A 14,348-nucleotide genomic window follows, 5' to 3' on the forward strand; every position below is an offset into this window, starting at 1 on the left:
GCATGGAACCACGATTGATCCGCACCAAAGGTCTGTTGCCGCGCCGTCTGGCGCTGGGAGCGGCGGCCCTGTCGTTACTGGCCGCCAGTGTGTTCAGCCAGGGCGTCATGGCGGATGACGCCAATAGCACCGGCCTGGCCGTGACCCCGACTGAAGTCACCGTCGGCCAGTTGCACTCGGCCACCGGCACCATGGCGATTTCCGAAACCGGTTCGATCCAGGCCGAGCGCCTGGCCATCGAGCAGATCAACGCCTCCGGCGGCATCCTCGGCCGGCAGATCAAGGTGATCCAGGAAGACGGCGCCTCCGACTGGCCGACCTTCGCCGAGAAGGCCAAGAAGCTGCTGGTCAACGACAAGGTGGCGACGGTGTTCGGCTGCTGGACCTCGGCCTCGCGCAAGGCCGTGCTGCCGATCTTCGAGAAGGAAAACGGCCTGCTCTACTACCCGACTTTCTACGAAGGGCTGGAACAGTCGAAGAACGTGATCTACACCGGCCAGGAAGCCACCCAGCAGATCCTCGCCAGCCTCGACTGGATCGCCAAGACCAAGGGTGCCAAGACCTTCTACCTGGTGGGTTCGGACTACATCTGGCCACGCACCTCGATGAAGATCGCCCGCAAGCACATCGAGAACGTGCTGCACGGCACCGTGGTCGGCGAAGACTACTACCCGCTGGGCAACACCCAGTTCGGCTCGCTGATCAACAAGGTCAAGCTGAAGAAACCCGATGTGGTGTTCGCTGCCGTGGTCGGTGGTTCCAACGTGGCCTTCTACAAGCAGCTCAACGCGGCGGGCGTCAACGCGGCCAAGCAGACCCTGCTGACCCTGTCGGTGACCGAAGACGAGCTGCTGGGTATCGGCGGCGAGAACATGGCCGGTTTCTATGCCTCGATGAAGTACTTCCAGAGCCTGGACAACCCCAACAACAAGGCCTTTGTCGAAGCCTTCAAGGCCAAGTACGGCAAGGATGCGGTGATCGGCGACGTGACCCAGGCGGCCTATCTCGGCCCGTGGTTGTGGAAGGCCGCGGTGGAGAAGGCCGGCAGCTTCGACGTCGACAAAGTGGTCGCCGCCTCGCCGGGCATCGAGTTGAAAACCGCGCCTGAAGGCTACGTGAAGGTGCATGAAAACCATCACCTGTGGAGCAAGACCCGCATCGGTGAAGTACAGCCCAACGGCCAGTTCAAGGTGGTCTACGAGTCCGATCTGATCGAGCCGAATCCGTTCCCCAAAGGTTACCAATAACGTTCGACCGCTATCGCCGGCAAGCCGGCTCCTACAAAGGCTGGGTACGACGATCCTTTGTGGTGGAGCACCTATCTGTGGGAGTTGGCTTGCCAGCGATGAAGGCCGATCAGGCGGTGCAAGGCTTTCGGGCCCCATCGCCGGCAAGCCGGCTCCTACAAAGGCTGGGTACGACGATCCCTTTGTGGTGGAGCACGTATCTGTGGGAGCTGGCTTGCCAGCGATGAAGGCCGATCAGGCGATGCAAGACTTTCGGGCCTCATCGCTGGCAAGCCGGCTCCTACAGGGGGCGTGTTGGCCGTCATTGTGGGTTAACGATCAAGCCGGTCTGCGCCCGAACCAGGCTTGTCGCAGATGCGGTTTTTTATTTCTACCTCCAAGCAGGAGACCATCATCATGGAATGGCTATCGGAATTTGGTGCCATCGCGGCAATGCAGGGGTTCAACGGCTTGTCCGTGTTCTGCGTGCTGCTGTTGATGGCGCTGGGGCTGGCGATCATCTTCGGACAAATGGGGGTCATCAACATGGCCCACGGCGAGTTCCTCACCATCGGTGCCTACACCACCTATGTCTGTTCGAGCCTCACCAGCCATTTCGCCCCGGGGTTCCAGCCCTACTATTTTTTCTTCGCCATCATCTTCTCGTTCCTGATCGCCGGTGCCATCGGCTGGCTGGTGGAGTGGGCGATGATCAGCCGGCTGTACAAGCGGCCGCTGGACACGCTGCTGGCGACCTGGGGCCTGTCCCTGGTCATGCAGCAGACTTTCCGCTCGGTGTTCGGCGCCCGTGAAGTCAGCGCCACGCCACCGGAGTGGCTGATGGGTTCGTTCAACCCCACGGAGTCCATCGAGATCCCGCGCAACGGCCTGTTCATGATCGCCCTGACCGTGCTGCTGACGGCCGGCATCTTTGTCCTGCTCTACCGTTCACGCTGGGGCCTGCATGTGCGGGCGACGGTGCAGAACCGTCTGATGAGCCGGGCGGTGGGCATCAACACGCGCAAGGTCGACCGCATGACCTTCGCCCTGGGGTGTGGCGTGGCCGGCGTGGCCGGCGCGGCCTTTACCACCATCGGTTCCACCGGGCCCACCGCCGGTTCGCAATACATCGTCGACACCTTCCTGGTGGTGGTCTTCGGTGGTGCGCAAAGCCTGTTCGGCACCATCGCCTCGGCGTTCGTGATTGCCCAGACCCAGTCGATCTCGGAGTTTTTCCTCAGTGGCTCGATGGCCAAGGTGCTGACCCTGTCCGGGGTCATCCTGATCCTGATGTTGCGCCCCCAGGGGCTGTTCTCCATCAAAGTGCGCAAGTAGAGGCGAGCCGATGAACGTTCTAGACAAGATGCTGGCGGGCAAGCCGAACCTGCTCGGTGTGGCGCTGTTGGCGCTGCTGATTTTCGTGGTGTTCCCGCTGACCCTGGATGCCTTCCGCCTGAACATGGTCGGCAAGTACCTGACCTACGCTTTCGTCGCTGTCGGCCTGGTGTTGTGCTGGGGTTATGGCGGCATTCTCAGCCTCGGCCAGGGCGTGTTTTTCGGCGTCGGCGGCTACTGCATGGCGATGTTTCTCAAGCTCGAGGCCTCCGACCCGGTGAGTACCAAGATCCAGACCACGCCGGGCATCCCGGACTTCATGGACTGGAACCAGATCACCGAACTGCCGTGGCTCTGGGTGCCGTTCCACAGCTTCAGCTTCACGCTGCTGGCGGTGATCCTGGTGCCGGTGCTGCTGGCCTTTGTCATCGGCATGGCGCTGTTCAAGCGACGGGTCGGCGATGTGTATTTCTCCATCGTCACCCAGGCCATCGCGCTGATTCTCACGGTGCTGATCGTCGGCCAGCAGGGCCTGACGGGCGGGGTCAACGGCATCACCGACCTGAAGACCGTGCTCGGCTGGGACCTGCGCACCGACAACGCCAAGCTGCTGCTGTATTTCCTCAACGCGGGGCTGTTGTTCGGCTGCATTTTCATCGGCCGTTTTGTCCTCGCGTCGAAGCTGGGCCGCTTGCTGATGGCGATGCGTGACAAGGAGGAACGGGTGCGCTTCTCCGGGTACGACGTGGCCGCCTTCAAGATCTTCGTGTTCTGCATCGCCGCCGGTTTCTCGGCGATTGGCGGGGCGATGTTCGCCTTGCAGGTGGGCTTCATGTCGCCGTCGTTCGTCGGCATCGTGCCGTCCATCGAGATGGTGATCTTCACCGCGGTCGGCGGGCGCATGTCGCTGCTCGGCGCGGTGTACGGCGCCTTGCTGGTGAACTACGGCAAGACCTATTTCTCCGAGTCCTTTCCCGAGCTCTGGCTGTACCTGATGGGCGGGCTGTTCATTGCCGTGGTCATGTACTTCCCCAACGGTCTCGCCGGGCTCTGGGACAGCCATGGCCGCCAGGCGCTGGCCCGTTTGCTGCGGCGCGCGCCGCGCTCACAGCCGGTGGCCGAGCCCTTGCCGCAGGCAACGCGGATCGAGCCGCCGACGCCGACGCCCGAGCGTCCTTCCCTGGAGACACAACCATGAGCGCCATCGGTTTTCAGATGAACAAACCGGTGCTGGCCATCGAGGGACTGACGGTGTCCTTCGACGGTTTCAAGGCCGTGGACAACCTCAACCTGTATATCGACCGCAATGAAGTGCGGGTGGTGATCGGGCCCAACGGCGCCGGCAAGACCACGGTGCTCGACCTGATCTGCGGCAAGACCCGCGCCACCAGCGGCAGCATCCAGTTCGACGGCAAGGAACTGACGAAGATGCACGAGTACAACATTGTCCGCGCTGGCGTCGGGCGCAAGTTCCAGAACCCGTCGATCTACGAAAACCTCACGGTGTTCGAGAACCTGGAGATGTCCTATCCGGCCGGGCGCAAGGTGTTCGGCGCATTGTTCTTCAAGCGCAGCGCCGCCGTGGTTGCCCGGGTGGAAGAGGTGGCCAGGGAGATCTTCCTCGGCGACCTTTTGCAGCAACAGGCCGACCTGCTGTCCCACGGCCAGAAGCAGTGGCTGGAGATCGGCATGCTGCTGATGCAGAACCCCGACCTGCTGATGCTCGACGAGCCCGTCGCCGGGATGAGCGTCAACGAGCGGGTGCAGACCGCCGAGTTGCTCAAGCGCATCAGCCAGGGCCGTTCGGTGCTGGTGATCGAGCACGACATGGAGTTCGTCAAGAGCATCGCCCACAAGGTCACCGTGCTGCACCAGGGCAAGGTCCTGGCCGAGGGCAGCATGGAGTCGGTGCAGAACAATCCGAAAGTCGTCGAAGTCTATCTGGGCCATTGAGGAAGCAGGCATGTTCAACGTCAACAAGCTGTCCTGTGGCTACGGCCAGAGCCAGATCCTCCACGACCTCGACCTGGCCGTGGCGAAACAGGAAATCGTCGCCGTGATGGGCCGCAACGGCATGGGCAAGACCACGCTGTTCAAGAGCCTGATGGGCATCCTCCCGCAATGGGGCGGCCAGGTCAGCGTCGACGGGCGCGAGGTGTCGAGCCTGGAGACCCACGAGCGGGTGGAGCACGGCATCGCCTATGTGCCCCAGGGGCGGATGATCTTCCCCAGCATGACGGTACTGGAAAATATCCAGACCGGCTTGCCGGCCTCGGCCCGGGGCCAGGTGCCAGAAGACCTCTATGCGTTGTTCCCGGTGCTGCACGACATGCGCTCGCGCAAGGGCGGCAACCTCTCCGGCGGGCAACAGCAGCAACTGGCGATTGCCCGGGCGCTGGCGACCAACCCCAAGGTGCTGTTGCTGGACGAGCCCACCGAGGGCATCCAGCCGTCGATCATCAAGGACATCGCCCGCACCCTGAAGGAAATCCGCACCCTGCGGGATCTGACCATCGTGGTTTCCGAGCAGGTGCTGTCCTTCACCCTGGAAATCGCCGACCGCTTCCTGGTGATCGAGAAGGGCCGCTTCGTCATCGAGGAAACCCGCGCCAATGTCGACGAGGCGACCATCAGCCGTTACCTCTCCGTATAGACACCACAGTCCTGTAGGAGCCCGGCTTGCCGGCGATAGCACCCTTGAAATCGCCATCGCCAGCAAGCCGGGCTCCTGCAAAAGGGAGCTACGTCATCCGACGTATTGGCCGATTCGCGCCGCCATTCGAGACTGCCAGCAACGCTGTACATCCCTACTGTCCAGGAGCTTTGCCATGACCGATACCCTGATCAAAGTCGACCTCAACCAGCCCGTCACCGAGAACGAGCAGATCCACAACCGCTGGCATCCGGACATTCCGATGGCCTGCTGGGTCAAGCCGGGGGATGACTTCATTCTTGAGACCTATGACTGGACCGCCGGGGCGATCAAGAACAACGACGACGCGTCGGATGTGCGCGATGTCGACCTGTCCACCGTGCATTACCTGTCCGGCCCGGTCGGTGTGCACGGCGCCGAGCCCGGCGACCTGCTGGTGGTCGACCTGCTGGATATCGGCGCCAAGGCCGACTCGCAGTGGGGCTTCAACGGTTTCTTCTCGCGGCAGAACGGCGGCGGCTTTCTCACCGATCACTTCCCCAGCGCGCAGAAAGCCATCTGGGATTTCAAGGGCATGTTCACCAGTTCGCGGCACATCCCCGGCGTCAACTTCGCCGGCCTGATCCACCCCGGGCTGATCGGCTGCCTGCCGGATCCGGTGATGCTCGCCGACTGGAACCGCCGCGAGCAGGAGCTGATCGACACCAACCCGACCCGCGTCCCACCGCTGGCCAACGCCCCCCTGGCCGCCACCGCGCACATGGGCAAGCTCAAGGGCCAGGCTCGCGATGACGCCGCGGCCACCGGCGCGCGCACCGTGCCGCCACGCGAGCATGGCGGCAACTGCGATATCAAGGACCTGTCCCGCGGCTCGAAGATTTTCTTCCCGGTCTACGTCAAGGGCGCCGGCCTGTCGGTGGGTGATCTGCACTTCAGCCAGGGTGACGGCGAGATCACCTTCTGCGGCGCCATCGAGATGGCCGGCTGGGTGCATATGAAGGTCGAGCTGATCAAGGGCGGCATGGCCAAGTACGGCATCAAGAACCCGGTGTTCAAGCCAAGTCCGATCACCCCGAACTACAAGAACTACCTGATCTTCGAAGGCATCTCGGTGGACGAGAGTGGCCAGCAGCACTACCTCGACGTCAACGTCGCCTACCGCCAGGCCTGCCTCAATGCGATCAACTACCTGACCAAGTTCGGCTACTCGCCGGCCCAGGGTTATGCCCTGCTGGGATCGGCGCCGGTGCAGGGCCATATCAGCGGCGTGGTGGATATCCCCAACGCCTGCGCGACCTTGTGGCTGCCGACCGAGATCTTCGACTTCGACATCAACCCCAACGCCAGTGGCCCGATCAAGCACCTGGACGGCAGCATCGACCTGCCCATCGCCCACGATCTCTAAGGCGCCCTCCACACGCCGGGAGTACCAAGCATGCCGACCTACGAATACCAGTGCCAGGCCTGCGGCACCTTCACCATGCTGCGGCCGATGGACCAGCGCCATGAGCCTTGCCAGTGCCCCTACTGCGGCGGCGCGGGCGGCGGCTTGCAGCTCTCGGCGCCGGCCTTGAACTGCCTGTCGAGCAGCCAGCGCCAGGCCATCGCCACCAACGAGCGCAGCGCCCATGCGCCGCAGACCGTCGCCGAGTACCAGCAGCGGCGCCATCCCAAGGGCTGCGGTTGCTGCGCGCCGAACAAACCGGTGGTGCCGAGCAAGGCCAATCCCCTGGGACTCAAGAGCAAGACCGGGCCACGGCCCTGGATGATCAGTCACTGACAGAGGTTTTTTTCCATGCGCCATGGCGACATTTCCAGCAGCCCGGATACCGTCGGGGTTGCTGTCGTGAACTACAAGATGCCGCGCCTGCACAGCAAGGCCGAGGTCATCGACAATGCCCGCAGGATCGCCGAGGTGATCAAGGGCATGAAGCAGGGGCTGCCGGGCATGGACCTGGTGGTGTTCCCCGAGTACAGCACCATGGGCATCCTTTATGACCATGACGAGATGATGGCCACCGCCGCGACCATTCCCGGCGAAGAAACCGCGATCTTTTCCGCGGCCTGTCGCGAGGCCAATACCTGGGGCGTGTTCTCCCTCACCGGCGAGCGCCACGAGGAACATCCGCACAAGGCGCCCTACAACACCCTGGTGCTGATCGACAATCAGGGGCGGATCGTCCAGCGTTATCGCAAGTGCATTCCCTGGTGTCCCATCGAAGGCTGGTACCCCGGCGATCGCACCTACGTGTGCGACGGTCCCAAGGGCATGAAGATCAGCCTGATCATCTGCGACGACGGCAACTACCCGGAGATCTGGCGCGATTGCGCGATGAAGGGGGCGGAACTGATCGTCCGTTGCCAGGGCTATATGTACCCGGCCAAGGAGCAGCAGGTGCAGATGTCCAAGAGCATGGCCTGGGCCAACAACTGCTACGTCGCGGTGGCCAACGCCGCCGGTTTCGACGGTGTGTACTCGTACTTCGGGCACTCGGCGATCATCGGTTTCGATGGCCGCACCCTCGGCGAATGTGGCGAGGAAGAAATGGGCATCCAGTACGCCCAGCTGTCGATCTCGCAGATACGCGATGCGCGGGCCAACGACCAGTCGCAGAACCATCTGTTCAAGCTGCTGCACCGTGGCTACACCGGCATCTTCGATTCCGGCGATGGCGACAAGGGCATTGCCGACTGCCCGTTCGAGTTCTACCGCACCTGGGTGCTGGATGCCGAGAAGGCCCGGGAGAACGTCGAGAACATCACCCGCCGCACCGTGGGCGTGGCGGATTGCCCGGTGGGGCAATTGCCCCATGGCGGCAAAGAAAAGACCGCGGGCTGAGGCATGTCGTCGCTCGAACCGGTCCCCGCGGCGGGACAGCCCGAAGTCCGTCCGCTGGCCTCGCGGTTCACCTTCGAGCCGCGGCAGGTCATGGCACTGCTGCGCCAGCGCATCGTCGGCCAGGACGCGGCGCTGGCGGCGGTGGAGGCGCAGCTCAAGGTGCTCAAGGCGGATATCGGCGATCGCGAGCGGCCGCTCGGGGTCAACCTGTTCATGGGCCCGACCGGCGTCGGCAAGACCGAGATCGTCCGCCTGCTGGCCCAGGCCATCAATGGCCGTGCCGACGCCATGTGCCGTATCGATATGCAGACCCTGGCCCAGGAACATTACGCGGCGGCGCTGACCGGGGCGCCGCCGGGTTATGTCGGCAGCAAGGAGGGCGTCAGCCTGTTCGACAGCGAACTGATCCAGGGCAGCTACAGTCGGCCGGGTATCGTCCTGTTCGATGAACTGGAAAAGGCCAGCGATGAGGTGCTGCGCAGTCTGCTGGGGATCCTGGAAAGCGGCACCCTGACCCTGGCGAGCGGCAGCCGTACCCTGGACTTTCGCAACAGCCTGATCTTCATGACCAGCAATATCGGCGCGCAGCAGGCCAACGCCCGGCGCCAGCGCTTGAGCGGCTGGCGGCGCTGGCTGGGCCGGTTCGGCGAAGCCGAGGCGCAGGTGCTGGAGCGTGCCTTGCACAGCCGTTTCGAACCGGAGTTTCTCAACCGGATCGACCGCATCCTGGTATTCGAGCGCATCGAGGGCCGCTGGCTGGAGGCGCTGCTGGATATTGAACTGGGCAAACTCAACAAGCGCCTGGGCCCGCATCGCTCGCTATCGCTGGACGATGCGGCCCGTGCCTGGCTGTGCCGCGGGCATGATCCGCGTTTCGGTGCGCGGGCCCTGGTGCGGCGGGTGCGGGTCGAGCTGGAACCGGCGATTGCCGATTACCTGCTGGCTGGCGCCGGGTCCGGACCGATGAGGGCGACGGTGCGGGATCAGCGCCTGGTGGTGCTGGCGCAGGCGGGTGGGTGAAAAGCGTTCAGCGTTTGTTCGCCTAGATAAAACGGTTGGCCTCGTCGAAGTCCAGGCGCGGCGCGCGCTCGTAAAGCGTCGTCGAGTCGCCGTAACCCAGGGTCGCGATGAAGTTGACGCGAATGCTGGAGTCGGCGAAGAAACTCGCATTGATCTGCTCTTCGTCGAAGCCCGACATCGGGTTGGTGTCCAGCCCGAGCATGCGCGCGGCAATGATGAAATAGGCGCCTTGCAGGGAGGAGTTGCGAAAGGCCGACTCGGCGATCAGGCGCTGGTCGTCCCCATACCATCCGCGGGCATCCGCATGGGGAAACAGCCGTGGCAGGTAACGGACGAAATCCAGCTCCATACCCAGGATCGCGGTCACCGGCGCGGCGCGGACTTTCTCCGCGTTACCCGCATAGCAGAGCGCGGCGAGTCGTTCCTTGGCCTCGGGACTGTGACACCACACCACCCGCAATGGCTGCTGGTTAGTCGAGGTGGGGCCCCACTTCAGCAGGTCGTAGAGGGCGCGTATGGTGCTCTGCGCAACGGGCCGGTCAATGAAGCTGTTGAAGGTTCGGGCCTTGCGAAAAACCTGGTCCAGCAGCTCATCGGAAAGTGGCATATTCATCTGGTAGGCTCATGTTGTGGAAAGAGACGAGCACCTTAGAAAGCCAGGCCTGAAAAGAAAAGTAGGCACTTTTTGTATACCGTGGGCGTGAGATATCCGATGACAGAAGCTACGCACCTCCTGAACCGCGACACGCTGGAAGACTGCCCCTTGTCTGCCTTCGTAAACCTGGTGGCGGGGAAATGGGCGATCCCCATCCTGTATCGGCTTATCGTCACGGACGGGCCTATCCGCTTCGGGGAGTTGCAGAGGGCGGCAAGGCCGATCACCCAGAAGGAACTGACCAAGCAACTGCGACTGCTGGAAACGCCGGGCCTGGTGCGGCGGACGGTCTTCCCCGAAATGCCACCCCGCGTGGAGTACGAAGCCACGCCGGTGGCGCGTGAACTCATTGGAGCGCTGGAGGCCCTTGAGCAGTGGATGCGGGTGCATGGCAGCAAGCTTGTGACACCGCCGACCGCCGGGTAGGGCATGACATCGCGCAAAGCCCGGCGCACACGCGGCTTTTACCGAGCGGACTGCCGCGCCGCCTGCTCTATCAGCGCCGCGACCTGTCGTGGATGGGATTCAAACACGGCATGGCTGGCGCCATCGATCTCCACCGAACGTGTGTTGCGGCCAGCCGTAATTTGGGAAAGTTCATGTTCAATCCTCCGGCAAAAATGCCAAGGTTTATTGAAGTTGCTCAGTAGATGAGCGGGAGAGTTTCAATACGGGTCGGATAACACAGGTACTTGTCGCGATCCTGTTGATGACTTATTGAAGACAGCCGTGGAGGGCGGGGCTTCAGAACTGCGGCAATACACCGTTCTTTTCAACAAACAGTACTTGTGCGTCATACTTTCCAGTCGTACCCGGTGTCACCACCAGAAAGACTTTTTTCCCCGTTATCAGATCTGCCCGGCTCGCGGGGACCGGCGTCACCACGGGCACGTTTTCCGGTACTGTCACCTGGCTGCTGCCTCCCCTGTACGACAGGTCCAGCTTCCGGCCGCTGCTGCCGGTGACCACCTTGACCACATTCGCATTGGTCATTGTGCTGTTGGCGCCGAAGTCATAAGGGAAGTGCCCCTCGGCTACACCGCGCGCTGCCTCCGAAAAGATGATCATCGAGGTGGCGGTCAGTTTTCCATCGCTGCCGGTCAGTGCCGGGGTCCCCACGTATGAGCCGACTTTGGCATCGGACAGCCTGGCACTCTTGAGCGCCGAAACAGCGAGGTCCGGGTTGATATCGACCGAAATAATGTCGCCGCCATTGCGGTGCACCTTCAGCATTTCGCCTTCGAAAGACACGATGTCCCCACGAATCCGCTCCGGTTTGACATCAGGGGTTTGTGCCAGGGATATGCCCGAAAAGAGAATGGCGGCGAATAGGGTGCCTAATTTGTAATGAGTCGACACGAGTTACTCCATTTATAACGTTGAGATTGTTCTGTGGGTTGTATCGATGAGTCGGGCGAACTTGCGCTCGGAAACTTGTTGTCGTCCCTGATAGTTGTTTTTGTCCTTCTGCCTGCGCCTGAATGCTTATGCGGCGAGAGCTACTGTACAAACCCCATGTCGACGGCAATACTAGCCTGATCGACAATTTTGATACCGATCCTGCCATGCGTATTTTTGTCCTTGTGCTCGAAGGGGTGTTCGACACCGGCCTGACCACCGTGCTCGATAGCCTGAACATGGCCAACCGGCTTGCCGGTGTGGCGGGGAGCGGTACGGCGGGCTTCGAGATCCGTGTGGTGGGTGTACGACCCACGGTGCGCACGGCGTTGGGCATGCAGGTGCCCGTGGGCGATATGACCGATGGCATCACCCCCGATTGGGTGGTCATCCCGGCGCTCAACCACATGACGGCCGAGGAGCTTGTCCCGGAACTCGCCCGCGATGATGTGCATGACGCATTGGATGCGTTGCGCTTGTGGCACCGCCAAGGAGCCCGTGTCGCAGCGGCGTGTACGGGGACATTCCTGCTGGCCGAAAGCGGTTTGCTCGACGGCGGGGACGCGACGACGACCTGGTGGCTTTCACCGCTGTTCCGGCAGCGCTACCCGCAGGTGCACCTGGACGCGCATCGCATCATCGTTCCCAGCGCCCGCGTGCTGACGGCCGGTGCGGCCCTGAGCCACCTTGACCTTACGCTCTGGTTGATCCGCAACCACAGCCCCGAACTGGCGGCACTGGTGGCCAAGTACCTCGTGTTTGATACGCGGCTGTCACAGTCCGTCTATGCGATCTCCGATCACCTCAAGCATTCGGACCCGCTCGTCGAGCGATTTGATCGCTGGGTGCGCGAGCACCTCGACACGGCCATTGCCCTCGACGTCGTGACACGGGCACTGGCAACCACCAAGCGAACGCTGACGCGGCATCTGAACGAGGTGCTGGGGAAAACACCGGTCGAATATATTCAGGACCTGCGGATAGAGCGCGCCGTGCACCTGCTCAGGACCAGCGAGCTTACGGTCGAGCGCATTGCCGAGCAGGTCGGCTATGCAAACGGCGTCACGTTGCGCACGTTGTTGCGCCGACGCTTGGGCAAGGGTGTCCGCGAGCTGCGGGCATCATGAGTCGCGCTGCCTGCGTTTGCCCCATCCGCCCGCAAGTGTCCAGAAGAGGAAAGCACCATGGATCGCCTGGATGCCATGAAAGTCTTCGTCGCCACGCTGGACGAAGGAAGCCTTACCGGCGCCAGCCGCAAGACCGGTCGCTCGATCGCCGCGGTCAGTCGTGCCATTGCCTTTCTTGAAGCCCGTGTGGGCGTGCCGCTGTTGCACCGCACCACGCGCTCGATCCGGTTGAGCGAAGCGGGGGAGCGTTATGCGGTCAGCTGCCGAAAGCTCCTGATGGAGCTGGATGAGGCCGAGCGCAGCGCGGCCGATGAGTCGAGCGTCGCGCGAGGGACCCTGACCCTGTCCGCCACCCAGTTCGCCGGGGTGGAGATCCTGCGGCCCATCATCGATGCCTTCATGGACGAATATCCCTCCATCAATGTACGGCTGCATCTGCTGGATCGACAGGTCAACCTGATCGACGAGGGCATGGACCTGGCGCTGCGTATCAGCCACCTTCCGGACTCCACGCTGGTGGCGCATCGGATCGGCGAGGTACGGCGGGTGGTGGTGGCGTCGCCGTGCTACCTGGAGAAGCATCCCGATATCACCAAACCGGCCGACCTTTGCAAACACCCGATCATCGCCATGGATCACATGGGCCTGAACTCCTGGAGTTTTCCGCCACTGGAAGGCTCGTCGGTGCCTCGTTTCATTTCATTCACGCCGCGGCTGATCATCAATAGTGTCCGTGCGGCCATTGCCTCGGCGGTGGAGGGGCATGGCGTGACCCGCCTGCTCTCCTACCATGTGGCGCCGGAGGTCAGTCAGGGCCTGCTGCAAATCGTGCTGGCCGATGCGGAGCCGCCGGCCATGCCGGTGCATATCGTTTCGCCATTTGGCCGCCTCGCCGTGCCCAAGGTTCGCGCTTTTATCGACTTCGCGCTGCCGCACCTGCGTTCCCGTTTCGCATCCCTTAGCCAATGAAAGGCCAGTGTCAGTCGCGACGATTACTACGCGACGCGCAAAACTGTTTAGCGGGCGGCAGGCATTCTTTGGCCTGTTGAATATTCATACAGTGAACAAACGTCGCCGGTCATGTAACGGACAGGCGTTATCTGCCTGGGCGCGTTGAAAATTATCAGCCTTTCATCTGGAAGAGGAATCTCATGATTCGACCATTTTTCATGGCGTGTCTTTTCGCGACTGTCAGTCTTCCGGCAATGGCGGATATCACCCCATTCCCGACTTCATTCCGAAACGAGTCCATCCAGACTCAGGGCGCGCAGTTGCATGTTCGTGTCGGTGGCAAGGGGCCTGCAGTTGTACTTCTGCATGGTTTCGGCGATACCGGGGATATGTGGGAACCCTTGGCCGTCAATCTGGCGCGCGACCATACCGTTGTCGTCCCTGACCTGCGTGGCATGGGGCTGTCATCCCATCCGGAGGATGGTTATGACAAAAAAACGCAGGCCATGGACATTCGCAATGTATTGATGAAACTCAATATCGACCATGCCGTGGTGGTTGGGCATGACATCGGCAGCATGGTTGCCTACGCCTATGCCGCACGTTATCCCGACAAGACCGACAAGTTGGTCGTAATGGATTCGCCGTTGCCGGGGATTCCTCCTTGGGATGAAGTCATCAAGTTGCCAATCCTCTGGCATTTCGATTTTGGCGGAAAAGACATGGAACGATTGGTGGCAGGCCGCGAACGGATTTACCTGGATCGTTTCTGGAATGAGTTCTCGGGTAATCCGGCGAAGATCGATGAAGCCACTCGCAGTCACTATGCAGGTTTGTACGCTCGCCCTGGGGCCATGCGTTCTTCTTTTGCACAGTTTCAAGCCATACGGCAGGACGTCAAGGACAACCGGATGGTCATGGCTACCCGGCTGACCATGCCGGTGCTCGCCATCGGTTCGGAAAAACTGTTTGGTGCCAACGAGGCAATAATGATGCGTAACGTTGCCAGCAATGTGACGGAGTTTGTCGTACCTGGCGCGGGGCATTGGTTGATGGAGGAGGCGCCGGACACCATTGTCCTTGTCGTGCGCAACTTTGTGGATGGCACACCTGTAAGGGGATTGCCGGCAGGCTGAGGGTAGGG

Annotated in this window: 15 protein-coding genes; 13 read left to right on the forward strand and 2 right to left on the reverse strand. The window is 62.0% G+C overall.

Features of this window, described 5'->3' with window-relative positions:
* Positions 1 to 2: 2 nt before the first annotated feature.
* The 9 genes from urtA (at position 3) to HX881_RS08390 (ending at position 9,073) form a co-directional block, all read left to right on the forward strand.
* Positions 3 to 1,247, forward strand: coding sequence for an urea ABC transporter substrate-binding protein (gene urtA, locus HX881_RS08350; protein WP_017123308.1), 1,245 nt, complete (start codon positions 3 to 5; stop codon positions 1,245 to 1,247).
* Positions 1,248 to 1,643: 396 nt separating this feature from the next.
* Positions 1,644 to 2,561: an urea ABC transporter permease subunit UrtB gene (urtB, locus tag HX881_RS08355; RefSeq protein ID WP_017123309.1), complete on the forward strand. Its 918-nt coding sequence runs from the start codon at positions 1,644 to 1,646 to the stop codon at positions 2,559 to 2,561.
* A gap of 10 nt (positions 2,562 to 2,571) precedes the next feature.
* Complete coding sequence (gene urtC / locus HX881_RS08360) at positions 2,572 to 3,759, forward strand: urea ABC transporter permease subunit UrtC (protein WP_177083916.1); 1,188 nt, start codon at positions 2,572 to 2,574, stop codon at positions 3,757 to 3,759.
* Positions 3,756 to 4,514 (forward strand): urea ABC transporter ATP-binding protein UrtD, encoded by a 759-nt coding sequence (urtD, locus tag HX881_RS08365; protein WP_017123311.1) that lies wholly within the window; start codon positions 3,756 to 3,758, stop codon positions 4,512 to 4,514. Before urtC ends, urtD begins: the two co-directional genes overlap by 4 nt.
* 10 nt (positions 4,515 to 4,524) lie before the next feature.
* Complete coding sequence (urtE, locus tag HX881_RS08370) at positions 4,525 to 5,214, forward strand: urea ABC transporter ATP-binding subunit UrtE (protein WP_017123312.1); 690 nt, start codon at positions 4,525 to 4,527, stop codon at positions 5,212 to 5,214.
* 175 nt (positions 5,215 to 5,389) lie between these two features.
* The gene (gene fmdA, locus HX881_RS08375; RefSeq protein WP_177083918.1) at positions 5,390 to 6,619 is read left to right on the forward strand and encodes a formamidase; all 1,230 of its coding nucleotides are present in this window, start codon (positions 5,390 to 5,392) and stop codon (positions 6,617 to 6,619) included.
* A 30-nt stretch (positions 6,620 to 6,649) separates the two neighbouring features.
* Entirely contained in the window at positions 6,650 to 6,994 is a 345-nt protein-coding gene (locus HX881_RS08380; RefSeq protein ID WP_017123314.1) for an FmdB family zinc ribbon protein, read from the forward strand.
* Between the two features lie 15 nt (positions 6,995 to 7,009).
* Positions 7,010 to 8,053 carry an aliphatic amidase gene (locus HX881_RS08385; RefSeq protein WP_017123315.1) on the forward strand — a complete coding sequence of 348 codons (1,044 nt, stop codon included), beginning with the start codon at positions 7,010 to 7,012 and terminating at the stop codon, positions 8,051 to 8,053.
* A gap of 3 nt (positions 8,054 to 8,056) precedes the next feature.
* Positions 8,057 to 9,073: an AAA family ATPase gene (locus tag HX881_RS08390; RefSeq protein ID WP_246356477.1), complete on the forward strand. Its 1,017-nt coding sequence runs from the start codon at positions 8,057 to 8,059 to the stop codon at positions 9,071 to 9,073.
* 22 nt (positions 9,074 to 9,095) lie between these two features.
* Here the strand turns inward: HX881_RS08390 and HX881_RS08395 are convergent, their stop codons facing one another.
* Positions 9,096 to 9,686: a malonic semialdehyde reductase gene (locus HX881_RS08395; RefSeq protein ID WP_017123317.1), complete on the reverse strand. Its 591-nt coding sequence runs from the start codon at positions 9,684 to 9,686 to the stop codon at positions 9,096 to 9,098.
* A 150-nt stretch (positions 9,687 to 9,836) separates the two neighbouring features.
* On the opposite strand from HX881_RS08395, the gene HX881_RS08400 reads away from it, so the two are divergent.
* A complete protein-coding gene (locus HX881_RS08400) occupies positions 9,837 to 10,154 on the forward strand; it encodes a winged helix-turn-helix transcriptional regulator (protein WP_246356478.1) in 318 nt (105 codons plus the stop codon).
* Between the two features lie 318 nt (positions 10,155 to 10,472).
* Here HX881_RS08400 and HX881_RS08405 read toward each other — a convergent pair whose 3' ends face one another.
* On the reverse strand, positions 10,473 to 11,087 hold the full coding sequence (locus HX881_RS08405) for a hypothetical protein (protein ID WP_177083922.1): 615 nt from the start codon (positions 11,085 to 11,087) through the stop codon (positions 10,473 to 10,475).
* Between the two features lie 206 nt (positions 11,088 to 11,293).
* Here HX881_RS08405 and HX881_RS08410 point away from each other — a divergent pair, with 206 nt between their 5' ends.
* From HX881_RS08410 to HX881_RS08420, 3 genes are all read left to right on the forward strand, one after another.
* Positions 11,294 to 12,253, forward strand: a complete 960-nt coding sequence (locus HX881_RS08410; protein ID WP_177084545.1) for a GlxA family transcriptional regulator — start codon at positions 11,294 to 11,296, stop codon at positions 12,251 to 12,253.
* A gap of 57 nt (positions 12,254 to 12,310) precedes the next feature.
* A complete protein-coding gene (locus tag HX881_RS08415; protein WP_177083924.1) occupies positions 12,311 to 13,222 on the forward strand; it encodes a LysR family transcriptional regulator in 912 nt (303 codons plus the stop codon).
* Between the two features lie 182 nt (positions 13,223 to 13,404).
* Positions 13,405 to 14,340 carry an alpha/beta fold hydrolase gene (locus HX881_RS08420; protein ID WP_177083926.1) on the forward strand — a complete coding sequence of 312 codons (936 nt, stop codon included), beginning with the start codon at positions 13,405 to 13,407 and terminating at the stop codon, positions 14,338 to 14,340.
* Positions 14,341 to 14,348: the final 8 nt, after the last annotated feature.

This window comes from Pseudomonas gingeri, from assembly GCF_013386115.1.
Taxonomy (GTDB): Bacteria; Pseudomonadota; Gammaproteobacteria; order Pseudomonadales; family Pseudomonadaceae; genus Aquipseudomonas; species Aquipseudomonas gingeri.

Excerpts from the sequence above, each read along its gene's own strand:
- urtA (WP_017123308.1), top strand. The coding sequence starts at position 3 with ATGGAACCACGATTGATCCGCACCAAAGGTCTGTTGCCGCGCCGTCTG.
- urtB (WP_017123309.1), top strand. The coding sequence starts at position 1,644 with ATGGAATGGCTATCGGAATTTGGTGCCATCGCGGCAATGCAGGGGTTC.
- urtC (WP_177083916.1), top strand. The coding sequence starts at position 2,572 with ATGAACGTTCTAGACAAGATGCTGGCGGGCAAGCCGAACCTGCTCGGT.
- urtD (WP_017123311.1), top strand. The coding sequence starts at position 3,756 with ATGAGCGCCATCGGTTTTCAGATGAACAAACCGGTGCTGGCCATCGAG.
- urtE (WP_017123312.1), top strand. The coding sequence starts at position 4,525 with ATGTTCAACGTCAACAAGCTGTCCTGTGGCTACGGCCAGAGCCAGATC.
- fmdA (WP_177083918.1), top strand. The coding sequence starts at position 5,390 with ATGACCGATACCCTGATCAAAGTCGACCTCAACCAGCCCGTCACCGAG.
- HX881_RS08380 (WP_017123314.1), top strand. The coding sequence starts at position 6,650 with ATGCCGACCTACGAATACCAGTGCCAGGCCTGCGGCACCTTCACCATG.
- HX881_RS08385 (WP_017123315.1), top strand. The coding sequence starts at position 7,010 with ATGCGCCATGGCGACATTTCCAGCAGCCCGGATACCGTCGGGGTTGCT.
- HX881_RS08390 (WP_246356477.1), top strand. The coding sequence starts at position 8,057 with ATGTCGTCGCTCGAACCGGTCCCCGCGGCGGGACAGCCCGAAGTCCGT.
- HX881_RS08395 (WP_017123317.1), bottom strand. The coding sequence starts at position 9,686 with ATGAATATGCCACTTTCCGATGAGCTGCTGGACCAGGTTTTTCGCAAG.
- HX881_RS08410 (WP_177084545.1), top strand. The coding sequence starts at position 11,294 with ATGCGTATTTTTGTCCTTGTGCTCGAAGGGGTGTTCGACACCGGCCTG.
- HX881_RS08415 (WP_177083924.1), top strand. The coding sequence starts at position 12,311 with ATGGATCGCCTGGATGCCATGAAAGTCTTCGTCGCCACGCTGGACGAA.
- HX881_RS08420 (WP_177083926.1), top strand. The coding sequence starts at position 13,405 with ATGATTCGACCATTTTTCATGGCGTGTCTTTTCGCGACTGTCAGTCTT.